Genomic DNA, 18,333 nt, shown 5'->3' with positions numbered 1-18,333 from the left:
GAGGGTTTGAAGAACCGATATACAACTCTATTCTTTTAGTAGGGAGGAGGGAACTAGCCACGTGTAAGTAGTACTGGCTAGTTCCTTTTTAGTATTCTATACTCTGTATAGGCGGAAAGATGGGACGTTTTGGAGTGTTTGTGGCTGTATGAATAGTCTCTACTTCGAGATTTTCAATTCGTTTAATGAATAAATAGCGGGCTTGTTTATTTAAAAATATAAGAAAGTGTATTTTTGGAATATGCTAGTAAGGTTGCGTAGTGACGCAAACTTTTTCGGTGAAAATATATCCGAAATACCATATAATATAATTAATATGTAATTATACATATTAATTAAAAATAATTTTTCTATTTCTATACTTTCTATACATTTTTGTATGTTTAATATTTGACAGATAATTTCGAAATGTTATAATATGGATATGAAAAAAATTGCTATTTTCTAAAAAGACATGGGAGTCAGATGAGAATTGTGAAAGGATGAGGGGGAGTGGCACAGATTATGTATCACCACACAGCAATCAATGTATTAAATCTTTTACAAAACATGTCAAATAATAAAATGAACGATGTGCAACTAGAAGAGGAATTAAAAAAAATAGAGAAACAATTCCGAGTAGAGTATGAAGAATTAGTTGATTTATATAATAGAATGGTATTATTTCAAATAGATATCGAAAAAAATGGCGGGATGCGAGCGTATGAAAAATCTACAATTACATGGCTGAAGTCTGAGCTAGAGTTACTGTATGAAGTGTATCAATTTTCCCAACGTCACGGTTTAAACATTATTAATATTTCAAAATACGTTAGTAAAAAAGAAATAAATCTTTTTCCAAAAACAGCAAGTCAATTACAAAATACGTATTACAAATTAAAAAAATGTGAAATACCGTTTGAAAATATTGAAAAACAAAAACCAGGACGAAAGCGAAAATATACGCCTGTAAAAGAATCAATTGTTGAAATAAAAAAAGAAAACAAACAAGAATTTAGAAATGAAGTTCCAAATACAGAGAACGAAAAAAATCTTGTAACAGTTATATCTGGCATTGTTGATAATTTTGAAACGATTAGTCAGTGTAGTGAAAGAAAAGAGCATGAACTACATCAGTTCATGGAAGGAATCTATAAGCTTTCTAGCATGGCTGCAGAGCGTTCAAAAGATGAAAAGAATGCTCGTGGACTTGAAGGCGAGTTACATGTATTACGAGCTGAAAATGAAAGACTAAAGCGAGAAAAAGAAGAGCTTGTTCATGATATAAAAGAAATGACGCATCATTTAATTCATTTCATTACGAGTTCTGATATCGATCAAATTCGCACATTGCCTTTCTTTGTAAAAGAATGTAAACAAGATTTGCATAAATTAGGGTTATATAACGCACAAGATGGTAAAATGAAAATTATGGTTGATCGTAGTGGGCAGGTTATGACTGTAACGCAGTAATAAAATTTGGGTACAAAATAAAAGGGAGATACATAGTGTATATGTATTTCCCTTTTGTTTTGTATGGAATCGTTTCATAGAAGGAAGATGATTTTTTAAGATTGTAGTAACTTGGAAACCATTTGCGGTATTTGATTTGCTTGTGAAACCATACTAAGTGCAACTTCAGTTAACAATTTAAACTTTAAAAAATCGCTCATTTCCTGCGCCATATCCGCATCTTCAATTCGAGATGCAGCATCTGTTAGGGCTATACTTTGGCTATTTAAATTTTCAATATTAAACTGTAAACGATTCATCATAGCCCCAAGATCAGCACGATGAAGTGATACATTTTGTAAAGCCTCTTCAATTTTACGAATTGCAGCTCTTGCTTCTTGTTCTGTTGAAATCTTGATGTCATGTTGTGTAGGGGAAGGGGGAATATGTTTCGTTACATTTACCGTATGACCAATATCATCTAACGTAACAGGACGGTTTTGTCCGTCAAATACGGATAAATCATTAAACTCAGTTGTCTCATCAATATAGCCAATTTGTTCTGTTAAAGATTGAAACTCTTTATTTAGTGAATCACGGTTTTTATTTGAATTTGTACCATTTGCAGATTGAACAGCTAAATCACGCATACGCTGCAAAATATTCGTCACAGTTTGAAGGGCAGCCTCTGCCGTGCGAAGCATCGATATTGCATCCTCATTATTACGAATCGCCACGCGCATACCACTCGCTCTCGCATGCATACGAGTCACAATGGCAACATTCGCAGGATTATCATAAGCATGGTTTAACTTCTTACCAGTAGCCAAATGCTCCATCGCAACATTCATACGTTTCTCATTCTCATACAACGACTGCCTAGCATTCATACTTAAAACATTCGTACCAATACGCATAATAGACACTCCTTATAGATTGATATAGTCAGTGTTCTAAAGCTAATAAAAGGTCATGAAAAGATAAAAAGGCTTATGCTTATTTGCTATTTGTGTTTTAGCATAAGCGGGGATCAAGATAAGCACTAACCGCTTCTATGCACCGCAGATGCTCTCTTCCATCAAAAAAAAAGAAGTTTTTATAAAAAATAAACCTCTCCGCAAGCAGAGAGGTTTATTCAGGAAACTAACTCAAATGGCTTATTGTAATAATTTAGAAACCATTTGTGGAGTTTGGTTTGCTTGAGAAAGCATGCTGATACCAGCTTCGTTCAAGATTTTGAACTTAGTCATTTCAGACATTTCTTTCGCCATGTCAGCGTCTTCGATTTGAGAAGCAGCTGAAGCCATAGAAGAAGATTGGCTCTTAAGGTTGTTTACGTTAAAGTCAAGACGGTTTAATGTAGCACCTAAAGTTGCACGGTTGTCAGCAACTTTTGTAAGGGCAGCGTCAATTGCTGCAATCGCACTAGATGCATTTGAAGTTTCAACTTTTGCACCAGCAGCAGGTGCTGTGAAAGCAGCGTCAATTGCTTTAGCATTGTCTACAGTTTTGTCGTTTTCAAAAGTTGCAATTTTTTCGTTAATAGCCTTAACGTCATCACTTGACATGAAATCTTTTACTTTTTCAAATGCTTTTTTAAATGTGTCTACTTTAGTTGCTGCATCTGTATCGGTAGTTTTTAATGTATTTAGAGCTGCTTTCGCATCAGTTGCTCCTTTAAGTACAGCAGCATCAAGCGTTTTTGTAGTTTTTCCATCGATTTGTAATCCACTAAGGTTAAGTTCGTTAGTAGAAACATTTGATAATTTGATATTAATTTGTTTTCCAGTATCAGCATCATCTAATGTTTGAATTGCGATAGATTCTTTAGAACCATCTAGTAATTTTTGATCGTTGAATTCAGTATTTTTAGAAATGTAGTCAATTTGATCTTTTAATGCAGCAAATTCTTTGTTTAGTGCTGCTTGGTTTCCATCAGTATTCGTACCATTTGCAGATTGGTTAGCAAGGTCACGCATACGAAGTAAAATGTTAGATACTGAGTTCATTGCTGAATCAGCTGTACGGATTAATGACATACCGTCTTGTGTGTTGTTAGCTGCAACTCCTAATCCGCTTTCACGTGCACGCATACGAGTTGCGATTGCAAGACCTGCTGCATCGTCAGAAGCGTTGTTGATACGTTTACCGCTTGATAAACGGTCCATAGCGTTACTCATTTTAGCTTGGTTTTGGCGCATGTACTCTTGTGTACGCATGCTATTAATGTTTGTATTAATTCTCATGTTAAGAACCCCCATTTTTTTATATTGACTTTTCTGCAAATTGAAAAACGGTAATATGCGAAAAAATCAATTTCGAGATTTATTGTAATCCTTGCTACAATGGGTGTCAACTAAAAATTCGAATTAATAAATATAAAAAAATAACAGTTTAACAATTTAGTCGTTTTTTTATTACAATATTATTTAAAAGGATTATTGCAAACTTTAAAAAAAAACTCTAATATTAGATTATCTTTGTTTACCGAAAAGGTGATATTATGTTAGTTGGAAATATAGTAAAAGAAGTGCTTGCATATAAGAAAGGACAAATTGAGCAAAAGCTAAGTAGTCCACAAGCATTCGTTAGTAGTCGTTTTCAAGAGAAGTTGCAGAGTGAACCTGCGAAGGAGACGAAGGGTACTGCGCAGCCGGTAAATGTAGAGGATATGAGTCAGCCGGTACAATCTACGAAAATAGAAACGGTCGTAAATAAAACGGAACAATCTATTAATAAAGTAGAGGAAGCGAGTAAGCCTGAAGAAAAAGCTGAAACGAAGAACGTAGATGAAGTGCAAGTCGCACAAAAAGAGTTTGAACGACGTTTCCCAGAAACGAAAAATGAGGCTGTTGATACGTGGGAATTAACGAAGAAGTATAATATTCAAAAAATACGTTCTTCCAATGAGGGGAAGTATGAGGATATTATTGATCGTGTAAGTCGTACATACGGAATTCCGAAAACGTTAATTCAAAAAATGATTGAGGTAGAATCTGATTTTAATCCGAAAACGGTGTCGCATGCAGGTGCGAAGGGGCTAATGCAGCTTATGCCAGCAAATGTGAGAGAGATGGGTATAAAAAATCCATTTTCACCAGCTGAAAGTATTGAGGGTGGCGTGAAAGAGTTAAGCGGTTATTTAAAGAAAAATAACGGCGACTTAGTATTGGCACTTGCTTCTTATAATGCTGGCCCTGGTAATGTGAGAAAGTACGGAGGCGTACCTCCATTTAAAGAAACGCAAGGATATATAAAAAAAATATTAAATATCGACGTTTCAAAATAAGAAATTTCATATATAGAGAGAACATGAAATTTTCGTGAACATGATATGGGAGTTGGCTAGATTTGAAATTACAAGATGATATTCCGTTAACAATTTATTTTGAAATCGGAAATACGAAAAAGAAAATTGAAGATTTGCTTCATATTACGAAAGGTACATTGTATCGTCTTGAAAATTCAACGAAAAATACGGTGCGTCTTATGCTTGAGAATGAAGAGATTGGAACCGGAAAGATTTTGACGAAAAACGGGAAGATGTACGTTGAAATCGTTGAATTGAAAAGGTAGGGAAGGGGATTGTCATGAGTGGCGAAAAATTAAGCCAAGAGCAAATTGATGCCCTGCTGAAGGCGGTAAATGAAGGCGAGGAAATGCCAGCTTTCGCACAAGAAGCAGGGAAGCAAGAGAAATTTCAAGAGTATGATTTTAATAGACCGGAGAAGTTCGGTGTTGAGCATTTACGTAGCTTGCAAGCAATTGCTTCTACATTTGGTAAACAGACGTCACAGACGTTGTCAGCGCGTATGCGTATTCCGATTGAGTTAGAGCCTTCAACGGTTGAGCAAGTTCCATTTACGAGTGAGTATGTGGAGAAAATGCCGAAAGATTATTATTTATATTGCGTGATTGATCTTGGCCTCCCGGAGCTTGGAGAAATTGTCATTGAGATTGATTTAGCATTCGTTATTTATATCCATGAATGTTGGCTTGGCGGAGATAGTAAGCGTAACTTTACGATGCGTAGACCACTAACTGCGTTTGAGTTTTTAACGCTTGATAATATATTCTCGCTTCTTTGTAAAAATTTAGAGCAATCATTTGAAAGCGTTGTTGCGATTGAACCAAAATTTGTAACGACGGAGACAGACCCGAATGCATTAAAAATTACGACAGCGAGTGATATTATTTCATTATTGAATGTAAATATGAAAACAGATTTTTGGAATACGACGGTGCGTATCGGTATTCCGTTCTTATCTGTTGAAGAAATTATGGATAAGTTAACGTCTGAAAATATTGTCGAACATTCTTCGGATAAGCGTAAAAAGTATACGTCTGAAGTAGAAGTGAAAGTAAATCAAGTGTTTAAACCTGTTCACGTTGCGATTGGTGAACAGAAGATGACAATGGGTGAGATTGAACAAATTGAAGAAGGCGATATTATTCCGCTTCATACGAAAGTTTCGGATGAATTACTTGGTTATGTAGATGGAAAGCATAAATTTAATTGTTTTATTGGGAAAGATGGAACGCGTAAGGCGCTCTTATTTAAAAGTTTTGTAGAGTAGGAGGATCCATATGAAGCATGAAGTATCTCCTGTGTCATTAATGGGATTAGAAGATTTTGCAGGAAAGCGAAATGAAGCGGGTAAAGCACATATTGATACCGTTTCAGATATTTCGATTGAACTTGGTGTAAAGCTTGGAAAGTCATCTATTACGCTTGGTGATGTGAAACAGTTAAAAGTTGGCGATGTTCTGGAAGTAGAGAAAAACCTAGGACATAAAGTAGATGTGTATTTAAGTAATATGAAAGTCGGCATTGGGGAAGCGATCGTAATGGACGAGAAGTTCGGTATTATCATTTCTGAAATTGAAGCCGATAAGAAGCAAGCTGCGCTTATGAAAGCGCAAAGTCAAATGCAAGATAAAGAGTAGAGGAGGAGTCATATGTCGTATATGACGACCTTATTTCAAGTCGTTTTACTGTTTGGTGCGCTCGGATACGGTGCATATTATATGACGAAAAAGACGCGCAAGCAGCAGTTTTTTAAGCAAGGTGAAAATGGCCATATTCAAGTGAAAGACGGGGTGTATTTAAATCATCAAACGAGCGCCTTTTTATTTGAAGTAGATGGAAAGCAAGTGTTCACTGTTATTAGTAATAACGGTGTACAATCTGTGCAATTAACAGGAACAGGAAATCAGTTTCAACAAGCGCTAGAAGACGCGGTGAAGAGTGAAACGAAAAAAGTAGAGGATCCATCATGAGAATAAAGAAACAGTTATCATTATTAGCCGTTATTTTCGTATTTTCTATCGTTTTTTCAATTATTTTTGTAAATCCAGCGTATGCGGCCCCGAACGGTTTTATTAATTTCGAAAATGGAAAAGAGTTTACGAGTAATTCAAGTGTACAGTTATTTGCGCTCGTTACCCTTTTATCATTATCTTCTTCTATCGTTCTATTATTTACACATTTTACTTATTTTATGATCGTTCTTGGGATTACACGTCAAGGACTTGGGGTAATGAACTTACCACCGAACCAAGTGCTTGTAGGACTTGCACTATTTTTATCCCTCTTCACGATGCAGCCTGTACTTGGGCAGCTAAAGAGCGATGTTTGGGATCCGATGACGAAAGAGAAAATAACAGTAAGTCAAGCTGCGGAGACGACAGCTCCGATTATGAAAGAGTATATGTCAAAGCATACATATAAGCATGATTTAAAAATGATGCTGAAAGTGCGCGGAGAAGAGTTGCCGAAAGATTTGAAAGATCTTTCCTTATTTACGCTCGTACCATCCTTTACGTTAACGCAAATCCAAAAAGGGTTATTAACGGGGATGTTCATTTATTTAGCGTTTGTATTTATAGATTTGATTATTAGTACACTTTTAATGTACCTCGGGATGATGATGGTACCGCCGATGATTTTAAGTTTACCATTTAAAATACTCGTTTTCGTATATTTAGGTGGATATACAAAAATCGTCGACATTATGTTTAAAACGGTCGCCTGAAGCGTTTGATGCTATGTGATAGGAGTCATATAAATGAATACGTCACCAATTATAGATATTTTTCAAACCTTTTTTTATAAAGGGGTTATGATTTTAATGCCGGTTGCCGGTGTTAGTATGATTGTCGTTATTATTATCGCTGTCATTATGGCGATGATGCAAATTCAAGAACAAACGCTGACGTTTTTACCGAAAATGGCGAGTATTGTGCTCGTTATTATCATTTTAGGTCCGTGGATGTTTCAAGAGTTAACGACGCTTATTTTAGATTTATTTGATAAAATCCCATCGCTATTGCGTTCGTACTAAGATAGGTGAACTGAAATGAATATGGAATTATGGGCGGCGACGTTTTTTGCGTTTTGCCGCATTACTTCATTTTTATATTTTTTACCGTTTTTCTCAGGTCGATCCATTCCAGCGATGGCGAAGGTTACAGTTGGACTTGCTCTTTCAATTACAGTTGCCGATCAAGTTGATGTCTCTCACATAAAGACAACTTGGGACGTTGCAGCTTATGCAGGTACGCAAATTGTAATTGGATTATCGCTTTCAAAAATTGTAGAAATGCTGTGGAACATTCCAAAAATGGCAGGGCATATTTTAGACTTTGATATCGGTTTATCACAGGCAAGTTTGTTTGATGTAAATGCAGGTTCACAGTCTACTTTACTTTCAACCATTTTTGATATATTTTTTCTCATTATTTTTATTTCACTTGGCGGCATTAATTATTTCGTTGCCACGATTTTAAAGTCGTTTCAATATACAGAGGCGATTTCAAAATTGCTGACGACTAGTTTCCTAGATAGTCTACTCGCAACGTTATTATTTGCGATTACATCAGCGGTTGAAATTGCTCTTCCGCTTATGGGAAGTTTGTTCATCATTAACTTTGTTTTAATTTTAATCGCAAAAAACGCTCCGCAATTAAACGTTTTTATGAATGCGTACGTCATTAAAATCACATGTGGTATTTTGTTTATTGCGATGAGTGTACCGATGCTCGGTTATGTGTTTAAAAATATGACGGATGTATTGCTTGAGGAATATACGAAACTATTTAACTTTTTCTTAACGAAGTAGGGGGACGCGCATGGCAAAGGATAATAAAACAGAAAAGGCCACCCCGCAGAAGCGTAAGAAATCGCGTGAAGAAGGGAATATTGCCCGGAGTAAAGATTTAAATAATTTATTTTCCATACTTGTATTAGCAGTTGTCGTTTATTTTTTCGGAGATTGGCTCGGTTATGAGATTGCAAACTCTGTAGCAGTACTGTTTGATCAAATTGGAAAAAATACAGATTCGACCGAGTATTTTTATTTAATGGGTATTTTATTACTAAAAGTTTCAGCGCCAATCTTAATACTCGTATACGCTTTTCATTTATTCAATTATATGATTCAAGTCGGTTTCTTATTTTCTTCTAAAGTTATTAAGCCGAAAGCGTCGCGTATTAATCCAAAAAACTATTTTACGAGATTGTTTAGTCGTAAAAGTTTAGTAGATATTTTGAAATCACTATTTTATATGGGATTAATCGGGTACGTTTCTTACGTTCTCTTTAAAAAGAATTTAGAGAAGATCGTTAGTATGATTGGATTTAACTGGACTGCGTCACTTTCTGAAATTATTAGGCAAATTAAATTTATCTTTTTAGCTATTTTAATTATATTAATCGTTCTTTCTATTATTGATTTTATTTATCAAAAATGGGAGTACGAACAAGATATTAAGATGAAAAAAGAAGAAGTAAAAAGAGAGCATAAAGATAATGAAGGGGACCCGCAAGTAAAGGGAAAGCGAAAAAACTTTATGCATGCGATCTTGCAAGGGACAATTGCGAAGAAGATGGATGGTGCAACGTTTATTGTAAACAATCCGACTCATATTTCGGTCGTACTTCGGTACAATAAACAGGTTGATGCGGCGCCAATTGTCGTTGCAAAAGGGGAAGATGAGCTCGCATTATATATACGAACACTTGCCCGCGAACAAGAAATACCAATGGTGGAAAACCGTCCGCTTGCTCGTTCATTATATTATCAAGTCGAGGAAGATGAGACGATTCCAGAAGATTTATACGTAGCTGTAATTGAAGTTATGCGCTATTTAATTCAAACGAATGAGCTTGAAGTATAATAGCGCGGTTGGAGGAGATCTCTTGTGTTTAAGATAGATTCTGCAAGAACCTATTTTTCTATCTTTTTAGCAGCGTCATTCGTAGTGGCGCTCTTAATTCCACTTCCACCATTTATACTTGATATCGTTATCGTTTTTTTACTAAGTATGTCAGTGCTTATTTATATGCGAGCAACAAGTATTAACGAGTGGGATGAATTAAAGTCATTTCCGACGATGTTGTTATTAATCGGGATTTTCCGCGTATCGATTAACGTATCGACGACGCGAGCGATTTTGACAGACGGAAATGCGGGGCATGTTATTGAAGAGTTCGGTCAGTTCGTAATTGGCGGGAACTTATTAATTGGTATCGTTATTTTTATAGTATTAATCATATTCCAGTTTATCGTTGCAAACGGTGCATCTCGTACAGCTGAAGTTGCAGCTCGTTTTACACTTGATTCTTTACCTGGGAAACAAATGTCAATCGATGCGGATTTAAATCAGCGTATTATTACTGAAAAAGATGCACAGGCAAAACGAAAGAAATTAAATATGGAAACAGAGTTTTATGGAGCGATGGATGGTGCCGGGAAGTTCATTAAAGGGGACGTTATTTTCGGGATTGTCATTTTATTCGTAAACATTATTTTCGGTTTAATTGTCGGCATGATGCAGCAGGGCATGAGTTTTGCTGAAGCAGCTATTCACTATACACAGCTAACTGTTGGTGACGGAATCGTAAACCAAATTGGTTCGTTAATGCTTGCGATTTCAACAGGTATTATCGTAACACGTGTATTTGATGGCTCAGCGGATACAGTAACAGAAGGTATCTTTAAAGAGTTATTAGCACATGAAGTTGTTGTATATGCGCTTGGTGGTTTATTTATTGCGATGGGTATTTTCACTCCGCTACCATTTCTACCGTTTGCTCTTGTTGGTGGAACAATTATTTTCTTAGGAATTCGTAATAAAAACCGAATAAAGAAAGAAAAAGAAGACGAGCTTCAAAAAGAATTAGAAATGATTCAAGGCGAAGATGAGCAACTGCAACAAGTGGAAGATTCATTCGGAGTATTTACAGATAAATATCCAATTATAGTAGAACTCGGTTTAGATTTAGCAGCCCTTGTAAAGCAGAAGATTAACGGGGAAACAGCTCGTGATAAAGTTGTTCTTATGAGGAAGTCGATTATTACCGACCTTGGTATTAACGTTCCTGGCATTAACTTTAAAGATAATACGAGTTTTAGACCACGCGGACGTTACATTATTCGTATTAAAGGTGCGAAGGCAGCTGAAGGTGTTTTAAAATCAGGTTATTTATTAGCATTGAAAACACCGAATGTAATGGCCGATTTAGATGCAGAACCAGCGAAAGATCCAATTTTCGGTGAAGATGGATATTGGATTTTAGAGCATATGGTACAAGATGCACAAATGAAAGGCTATCAAGTATTAGAGCCACTTAGCATATTAATTACGCATTTAGATGTTGTCGTTAGACGTAATCTTCATGAGTTAATTCAGCGTCAACATGTAAAAGACTTAATTAACTCGCTTGAAAATGATAACGGTGTTTTATTAGAAGAGATTAAGAAGAAAGAAATCGACTTATCACTCGTTCAAAATGTTATTAAACAACTTCTAAAAGAAGGTATTTCTATTCGTGATTTACCAACCATTATTGAAGGTATTATTGACGGAAAAGAAATTTATCAAAACCACGTTGACGGTGTAACGTCATTCGTCCGTGAATGTATTTCAAAAGTGATTTGTGAAAATGCGAAAAATCCTGACGGTAAAATTTATGCGGCGCTCTTCTCAGATTCAATCGAGTTAGATGCGGATGTTGTAAATAATTCATACCAAGGTTACTTATTAAACTGGGATTTAGATTTAGAAACACGTGTTGTTGAACAAGTACAGCGTGTCTTTAAACAAGCTCGTTTAATGGGAAGAGAACCAGTATTACTAACGCGTAGAAAAGATTTCAGATTTGCGATTGTAAGGCTTCTTGAGCGTTATCAAGTAGAAGCGCAAGTACTTTGTATTAGCGAATTAGCACCGGAAATTGTTGTAGATCAAATTGCCTATATTGAATAGTAGGGGGTGAAGTAATGGAAAGTACAGAAAAGAAAGAAGCGTTAATGCGAATAAAAGCAGCTTCGAAAAATGAATTGTATCGAAAGTTATTTGACCAATATGGTACAGATTATTATTACGTTGTCGATGAAAGTGTAAAACGAAATATCCCGTTTTTTTGGAAAAAGAATTATGAAATGTTAGTTGCTTTTCCAGAGGATAAACAGGAAGAAGTGAATGAAGGCACAGCTCAATTTCATGAACAACTAATGGATGTTGTCAATGATTCTTCAGAACAAATTGTGAAGGCGAACGGAATTCAATCGGTACTGCACAATTTAGAAAACGTGACGACTTCTATGTCATATGCGGCGATGCAAACAGGAAATAGTGAAGAATGGACAAGAAAGAAAGAGAAACTATTAAAGCTGTTTGAAAAAGGTATCGTTGTTGTGAAACAGACGGAAGAAACGAAAGTAGCGAAAGTAACAAAAAAGCAAAAAACTGTGAAAAAAGTTGTTCCGGTCAAGAAAGAAGAAGTGGTTGTAAAAAAAGAAAACCAAGAATCTGTACCGTTTATTATTCAAAAAGTAATTCGCATGCTAGAGCAAAACGATGTAGAACAATACTTCATTCATGCATATGCTGAAAAGTTAAAAGTGAAGTTTGAGAATGCAACGATGATTACAGAAGAAGAAGTGATCGGATACATATTGGAAGATATGAGATCCCATTTCAACACGGAAAACGTTTTTGAAAAAGAAGTGCAAACAATTGCATTAATCGGCCCAACTGGAGTTGGAAAAACGACGACACTTGCGAAAATGGCATGGCAGTTTCACGGTAAGAAAAAAACGGTGGGTTTTATTACGACAGATCATTCGCGCATTGGAACAGTACAGCAACTGCAAGATTACGTCAAGACAATTGGATTTGAAGTAATCGCTGTACGTGATGAAGCTGCAATGACAAGAGCGCTTACGTATTTTAAAGAAGAAGCGCGCGTCGATTATATTTTAATTGATACAGCCGGAAAAAATTATCGTGCGTCAGAAACAGTAGAAGAAATGATTGAAACGATGGGACAAGTAGAGCCAGATTATATTTGCTTAACGTTATCAGCTTCGATGAAAAGTAAAGATATGATTGAAATCATTACAAATTTTAAAGATATTCATATTGATGGTATCGTATTTACGAAATTTGATGAAACAGCAAGTAGTGGTGAATTATTGAAAATTCCAGCAGTATCATCAGCTCCAATTGTATTAATGACAGACGGACAAGACGTGAAGCAACATATACATATCGCTACAGCTGAACATTTAGCGAAACAAATGTTGCAAACATCATAGAAAAGAGGTGAAGAATAAGGCACTTGCCTTATTCAATCGAATATGAACGGTCTTTATATAGGTTCTATGGGTATGATGAATTACATGCAGCGTATTAATGTTCATTCGAATAACGTTGCAAATGCTCAAACGACAGGATTTAAAGCAGAAAATATGACTTCTAAAGTATTTGATGTACAAGACACATATCGCCGCGGAGATGGAGCTGTGACAAATATCGGTTCGGTCGATTACGCTGTAGTACCAGCCGCAACGCATGTGAACTTAGTACAAGGAAATATACAAATGACAAATAGTGCTACAGATTTCTTTTTAGATGACGGTACGGCCGGCACATCATCATTTTTCGTTACATCTAAAAACGATGAAACATTTTTAACGAGAGATGGTAGTTTTACATTAAATAGTGATCGTTATCTGCAAACATCATCTGGTGCTTATGTTATGGATGTAAATAATGAACGTATTCGTATTCCAGAAAATGTTGATTTCTTCGTATCTAATAATGGAGAAATTTATAGAGAAGTTAATGAGGGCACTGAGCTTAAACCAGATCATAAGAGAGTAGTAATTGCACAGTTGCAAACAAAAACAGTAGATGCAGAAGCGAATGCACGTCTCGTACAAAGAGAGAACAAAAGCTTTGCGCTAGCTGAAGGGAATATTGCTGATTTACCGAACGGAACAGGGACAGTAAAAAACCATATGCTAGAAAATTCAAATGTAGATATGACGAAAGAGATGGCTGATCTTATGACAGATCAAAAAATGATTTCAGCGTCACAACGCGTTATGACTTCATTTGATAAAATTTATGAAAAAGAAGCGAATGAAATATTGAGATAAGAGACTTCCGTTAGCGGAAGTCTTTTTTTTATTGCTTTTATTACAGTTACATCATAAAATGATAATGATTATCAATATCGTTATTGTGAGGATAGAATTTCATAATGATAGCAATGTTTATTTAACTAAGTGAATTAAAAAAGGGGTAACTAACTGTTACGATTTATTTAACCAATTATAACCAAAGTTAATTAAATATATCAGCAAGCCCTGCTAGTCAAGTGATTGGCTAGTAGTGAGGGTTAACTGCGGGCAATCCCTAAAGCTGATTGAACTACAACGTGGCTAGAAATAGCGAGTGTGAATGTCGCGAAAGCAGAAAAAATCAATCAGATGGTGCAAGGTTAAATCCTAAACATTAGAATAATGGGTCTTCCGCCTCGAATCATCTAAGTCAAAATGGATAAGATGAACGTTCAACGACTATCTCGTATAACTGACGAGAGTACACCACAAGCCTATGGTGGTGGAAAATCCTCTATCTCTAAAGAGATAAACATATAGTCTGCGCTCATGTGAAAACATGAGAAGTTCATAAGAGAACTGGCTAAGGAATTGCGCCCTTAGTTGAACGAGATAAATTTTATTGAATATATCAAACTTCATTGAATATATAGAACGTATGTGCTATGGTGGGTTCAATGAGGTGAGAATAATAATGAAATTTTCACGAGTTAGTCAAGTATCGGAATTAACAGGTTTGTATCCTAGTAGTCTTAGGAGAATGCTGGTGGAGTACGCTACTATTCAGAAGAATAAATCTTTCATTATCTGAAAGGTGAGTGCCCGAATAATCGCACAGTAAAGGAGTAGGCTTCTGATGATATTGGCGAAGAAAGTCAGACTGATTCCAACGCCTGAACAAGAAAAAGTGCTTAGAAACCATGTTGGTGCTGCAAGATTCGCTTATAACTATTGTAAAAGAATGAGTGATAGATACTATAAGCTATTTGGAAAATCTGTTTCACAGTTAGCTTTACAGAAACGATTTACAAAGATCAAGAAGCGAAAGAGATATGAGTGGTTAAATGACATCAACGCACAAGTTCCCAAACAGGCTTCAAAAGATTTTGATAAGGCGAGGAAACATTCGTTCAAAAAGTACAAAAATGGTTCTCACACTTCTTATAAATCCAAAAAAGATTTAATCCAAGGATTTTATGCTAATTATGAAAGACTGATTATAGGAAAGAAAGTAGTTCATATTCAGTCCGTTGGAGAAGTGAAAACAAGCCAACAACTACCAAGAAACAAAAAGCCATCAAATCCAAGAGTTACCTTTGATGGTCGTCACTGGTGGATTAGTGTAGGGTTCCAAGAAGAATTTGCATCACAAGAACTAACCAATGAGTCGATTGGTGTGGATGTTGGTTTAAAAGAGCTGTTTGTAGCTTCTAATGGTACGAAAGAACGAAATATAAACAAAGATGCTAAGGTTAAAAAACTTTTGAAAAGGAAAAAGTCAGCGCAAAGAGATATGTCTAGGAGATTTAAAAAAGGTGTAAAAATTCAATCTGCCGGATATGAAAAAGCCAAAACTGAGCACCTGCGGTTATCTAGGAAAATTATGAATATCCGAAATAACCATATCCATCAAGCAACAGCTAAATTGGTGAAAACCAAACCAATGAGGATTGTTGTGGAAGACTTATCTATCTCAAACCTGTTAAAAAACAAAAAACTATCGAAAGCATTTTCATTTCAAAAATTAAACTTCTTCTTTCAATGTTTATCATACAAGTGCGAGAAGTATGGCATTGAGTATGTAAAAGCTGATAAATGGTTCGCCTCAAGCAAGATTTGCTCATGTTGCGGAGTAAAATACGACCATTCAGTTCAACCAGAAGGACAGTGGAGTTTAAAAATACGTGAGTGGTGTTGTGTTGGGTGCAATAGCCATCACGATAGGGATGTAAATGCTTCGATAAATTTATCAAGATGGGTAAAATAAATGCTTGATAATAGGAGGTAACGATACTGCCTCGTGTGGAGTGTTATACCCCTCGTCCCCTCGGGGTTGCGAGAACACGATGAAGCACTAATTTGTATAAATTTGATTGAATTGTATAGATTTAGTTAAGTTTATCGTATCGGAAGAGTATACAGGTTCTACTTTACGGGAGCATTTGGAGGAGAATCTATCAAATACGTTGAAACTAAAATAAGTGAAATAGTATGTAGAAAAAGCCTTCTGATGAAAGGCTTTTTATTTTTGGATTAAATTTCAGAATTATCAATTGACTTTGTAGGTCTGTTTTTTTATATTAGTAGGTATACTAATAACTACTAATATATATGTATCGTTTTGAGATGAGAGTTATATAGAATGTGAGGGATTACCGTTGGATGAAATAATAAAGGAATTACAAAAGTTAGGTTTTTCCCAGTACGAATGTAAAGCGTATATTGGATTATTAAAACATTCCCCAGTAACTGGGTATGAAGTGAGTAAACAGACAGGAGTACCTCGTTCGATGATTTATGAAGTGCTCGGTAAATTGATGGATAAAGGAGCAGTGCATATCGTTCCTACTGAACCAGTGAAATATGTACCAGTACCAGCTACGGAGCTAATGGATCGAATGCGAAAAGATTTTGAAAAGTCCTTTGAATTTTTAGACCGGAAATTAAATTGTTTAGAACAAGAGAGACAAATAGATGTAATTTCGCATATTCGCTCCAATGATCGTGTTGTAAAAGAAATATGCAATATAATTAATAGGGCAAAGGACGAGTTATGGATTTCTGTATGGGAAGATCAAGTGCATGAAATTGAGCCATATATTCGTCAAAAGGAAGAGGAAGGTGTACATATATTTTCAATCTTATTTGGCGCTCCAAATACAAAAATAGGCGCGACGTTTCACCATAATTATATGACGCCCCACGTTGTTGAAAAGAGAATGGGTGGTCATTTAACTGTTATTGCTCGTGATGGAGAGGAAGTATTAATTGCGAACTTTTCAAATGATAGTACCTCATGGGCCGTAACAACGTATGACCCAGCTTTAGTGCTCGTTGCTACAGAGTATGTGCGGCACGATATTATGGTCGAAGAAATTACGAAGGAATTTGGGGCTGATAAGTTAGATACGTTGTGGCGTGAAAATATAGATTTAGTTCATGTCGTAACAGGAAAAAGAACGATGGAAAGAATGGAGGATGATATGGATGAGTAAGGCTCAGGCACATGTAGCTTTGCAGAGCGATGATACATTTCAGCAAGGAGTAAAAGATTGTTTACCAACTGTATTTGGTTATTTAAGCATCGGTATAGCAGCTGGTGTAATTGCAAAAACAGCAGGTTTCTCCATCATTGAAATTGCATTTATGTCCACTTTAATTTATGCAGGTTCTGCCCAATTTATATTAGCTGGTATGTATGCAGCCGGTGCTCCTGCTTCAGCAATCATTTTCACCGTCTTTTTTGTTAATTTACGCCACCTTCTAATGAGTGCTGCCCTTGCATCATACTTTACGAAACTTCCGCTATTAAAAAACGTATTTATCGGTTCTCAAATTACAGATGAAACGTTCGGCGTTGCAGTGCAGCATGCAGCGCAAAAAGGATATGTAGGCGACAGGTGGATGATGGGCTTAAATGTAACAGCATATTTAAATTGGATTCTTGCTACTATTATTGGCGGGCTGTTTGGTGAGTGGATACCAGATCCACATACGTACGGGATGGATTATGCATTACCAGCAATGTTTATCGGATTATTTGTACTTCAGCTCATAAGTAGTAAACCGAAACTAGCAATTCATCTTACTGTTGCAATTGTAGCGATTATGATCGCATACGTTTCACACTTATTTATGCCAGATAGTATAGCGGTTATTATCGCAACATTACTAGCTGCGACGATTGGAGTTGTGATTGAAAAATGGAAATGAGATTAGACGTACTATTACTTTTACTAGCAGCTGGAGCTGTCACACTCGTGCCACGTATTTTACCTCTACTCGTATTTAGCAAACTACAAATTCCAGACTGGGGTTTAAAATGGCTAAATTACATACCAATTGCGATATTAGCAGCACTTTTAGCACAAGTACTATTTATGCATGAGACGATGCAGTGGGATTACCTTATCGCAGCAATCCCAACATTTCTTGTTGCAATATATACTCGTAGTTTATTAGGTACAGTATTAACGGGAGTGATTGTGATTATTTTGTTACGTTTCTTTTTCTAAAAAGGATTACGCTCATATAATAGCGAAAGGTGTAATAACATAAAAGATATAGGGGTGGTGTTATGATACTTTTAACGATAGGAGCAATTTTGTTAACGTTGTTTATTTTATTTATTATCGGCTTCGTCACGTTTATGATGTTTGTTGATAAGGCGACACCTCAAATATATTATACACCTTGTGAATCAGTGACAGTGAAAGCTAAAGGTAAACATAGAAGGAAGAAAAGTTGAAAGTTGGCTTTTCTTTCTTTT

Annotated in this window: 20 protein-coding genes; 18 read left to right on the top strand and 2 right to left on the bottom strand. The window is 35.9% G+C overall.

Translation table 11 applies throughout. From position 1 onward, the window contains the following. Positions 1-504 precede the first annotated feature (504 nt). Positions 505-1,452, top strand: coding sequence for a DNA-binding domain-containing protein (locus QCI46_RS19390; protein WP_353841906.1), 948 nt, complete (start codon positions 505-507; stop codon positions 1,450-1,452). A 95-nt stretch (positions 1,453-1,547) separates the two neighbouring features. Here QCI46_RS19390 and QCI46_RS19385 read toward each other — a convergent pair whose 3' ends face one another. Beyond that, positions 1,548-2,348, bottom strand: a complete 801-nt coding sequence (locus QCI46_RS19385; protein WP_353841196.1) for a flagellin N-terminal helical domain-containing protein — start codon at positions 2,346-2,348, stop codon at positions 1,548-1,550. A gap of 240 nt (positions 2,349-2,588) precedes the next feature. Then, positions 2,589-3,677 (bottom strand): flagellin N-terminal helical domain-containing protein, encoded by a 1,089-nt coding sequence (locus tag QCI46_RS19380; RefSeq protein ID WP_353841195.1) that lies wholly within the window; start codon positions 3,675-3,677, stop codon positions 2,589-2,591. 257 nt (positions 3,678-3,934) lie between these two features. Between QCI46_RS19380 and QCI46_RS19375 the strand changes: the two genes are divergently transcribed. From QCI46_RS19375 to QCI46_RS19295, 17 genes are all read left to right on the top strand, one after another. Further along, a complete protein-coding gene (locus tag QCI46_RS19375) occupies positions 3,935-4,720 on the top strand; it encodes a lytic transglycosylase domain-containing protein (RefSeq protein ID WP_353841194.1) in 786 nt (261 codons plus the stop codon). Positions 4,721-4,782: 62 nt separating this feature from the next. Continuing rightward, a complete protein-coding gene (locus tag QCI46_RS19370; protein WP_000775712.1) occupies positions 4,783-5,007 on the top strand; it encodes a flagellar motor switch protein FliN in 225 nt (74 codons plus the stop codon). A 14-nt stretch (positions 5,008-5,021) separates the two neighbouring features. After that, positions 5,022-6,008, top strand: coding sequence for a flagellar motor switch protein FliM (gene fliM, locus QCI46_RS19365; RefSeq protein ID WP_353841193.1), 987 nt, complete (start codon positions 5,022-5,024; stop codon positions 6,006-6,008). A gap of 10 nt (positions 6,009-6,018) precedes the next feature. Further along, positions 6,019-6,378 (top strand): flagellar motor switch protein FliN, encoded by a 360-nt coding sequence (fliN, locus tag QCI46_RS19360; RefSeq protein WP_000680010.1) that lies wholly within the window; start codon positions 6,019-6,021, stop codon positions 6,376-6,378. A 12-nt stretch (positions 6,379-6,390) separates the two neighbouring features. Beyond that, positions 6,391-6,711: a hypothetical protein gene (locus tag QCI46_RS19355; protein ID WP_000121176.1), complete on the top strand. Its 321-nt coding sequence runs from the start codon at positions 6,391-6,393 to the stop codon at positions 6,709-6,711. Further along, the gene (locus tag QCI46_RS19350; RefSeq protein WP_001220582.1) at positions 6,708-7,466 is read left to right on the top strand and encodes a flagellar type III secretion system pore protein FliP; all 759 of its coding nucleotides are present in this window, start codon (positions 6,708-6,710) and stop codon (positions 7,464-7,466) included. Before QCI46_RS19355 ends, QCI46_RS19350 begins: the two co-directional genes overlap by 4 nt. 33 nt (positions 7,467-7,499) lie before the next feature. Next, positions 7,500-7,775 carry a flagellar biosynthetic protein FliQ gene (locus QCI46_RS19345; protein WP_001098085.1) on the top strand — a complete coding sequence of 92 codons (276 nt, stop codon included), beginning with the start codon at positions 7,500-7,502 and terminating at the stop codon, positions 7,773-7,775. A gap of 15 nt (positions 7,776-7,790) precedes the next feature. Continuing rightward, positions 7,791-8,552 carry a flagellar biosynthetic protein FliR gene (locus QCI46_RS19340; protein ID WP_001055716.1) on the top strand — a complete coding sequence of 254 codons (762 nt, stop codon included), beginning with the start codon at positions 7,791-7,793 and terminating at the stop codon, positions 8,550-8,552. 10 nt (positions 8,553-8,562) lie between these two features. Beyond that, positions 8,563-9,609, top strand: a complete 1,047-nt coding sequence (gene flhB, locus QCI46_RS19335) for a flagellar type III secretion system protein FlhB (RefSeq protein ID WP_087983205.1) — start codon at positions 8,563-8,565, stop codon at positions 9,607-9,609. A 24-nt stretch (positions 9,610-9,633) separates the two neighbouring features. Further along, complete coding sequence (gene flhA, locus QCI46_RS19330; protein ID WP_064476528.1) at positions 9,634-11,700, top strand: flagellar biosynthesis protein FlhA; 2,067 nt, start codon at positions 9,634-9,636, stop codon at positions 11,698-11,700. A 14-nt stretch (positions 11,701-11,714) separates the two neighbouring features. Then, positions 11,715-13,034: a flagellar biosynthesis GTPase FlhF gene (gene flhF, locus QCI46_RS19325; protein ID WP_088610291.1), complete on the top strand. Its 1,320-nt coding sequence runs from the start codon at positions 11,715-11,717 to the stop codon at positions 13,032-13,034. Between the two features lie 42 nt (positions 13,035-13,076). After that, positions 13,077-13,880, top strand: a complete 804-nt coding sequence (locus tag QCI46_RS19320) for a flagellar basal-body rod protein FlgG (protein ID WP_353841192.1) — start codon at positions 13,077-13,079, stop codon at positions 13,878-13,880. A gap of 820 nt (positions 13,881-14,700) precedes the next feature. Next, positions 14,701-15,831 (top strand): RNA-guided endonuclease InsQ/TnpB family protein, encoded by a 1,131-nt coding sequence (locus QCI46_RS19315; RefSeq protein WP_353841191.1) that lies wholly within the window; start codon positions 14,701-14,703, stop codon positions 15,829-15,831. 391 nt (positions 15,832-16,222) lie between these two features. Next, the gene (locus tag QCI46_RS19310; RefSeq protein WP_149213625.1) at positions 16,223-17,059 is read left to right on the top strand and encodes a TrmB family transcriptional regulator; all 837 of its coding nucleotides are present in this window, start codon (positions 16,223-16,225) and stop codon (positions 17,057-17,059) included. Next, entirely contained in the window at positions 17,052-17,777 is a 726-nt protein-coding gene (locus QCI46_RS19305; protein WP_353841190.1) for an AzlC family ABC transporter permease, read from the top strand. Before QCI46_RS19310 ends, QCI46_RS19305 begins: the two co-directional genes overlap by 8 nt. After that, entirely contained in the window at positions 17,768-18,079 is a 312-nt protein-coding gene (locus QCI46_RS19300) for an AzlD domain-containing protein (protein ID WP_000425942.1), read from the top strand. The genes QCI46_RS19305 and QCI46_RS19300 overlap by 10 nt, the downstream gene beginning before the upstream one ends. A 62-nt stretch (positions 18,080-18,141) precedes the next feature. Then, positions 18,142-18,312 carry a DUF3951 domain-containing protein gene (locus tag QCI46_RS19295; RefSeq protein ID WP_000602248.1) on the top strand — a complete coding sequence of 57 codons (171 nt, stop codon included), beginning with the start codon at positions 18,142-18,144 and terminating at the stop codon, positions 18,310-18,312. The last annotated feature ends 21 nt before the right edge of the window (positions 18,313-18,333 follow it).

The sequence above is a fragment of the Bacillus cereus group sp. RP32 genome (genome assembly GCF_040459735.1).
Classification (GTDB): domain Bacteria; phylum Bacillota; class Bacilli; order Bacillales; family Bacillaceae_G; genus Bacillus_A; species Bacillus_A wiedmannii.
Note: the sequence above shows the minus strand (reverse complement) of the source record. Positions and strands in the feature narration are given on the sequence as shown.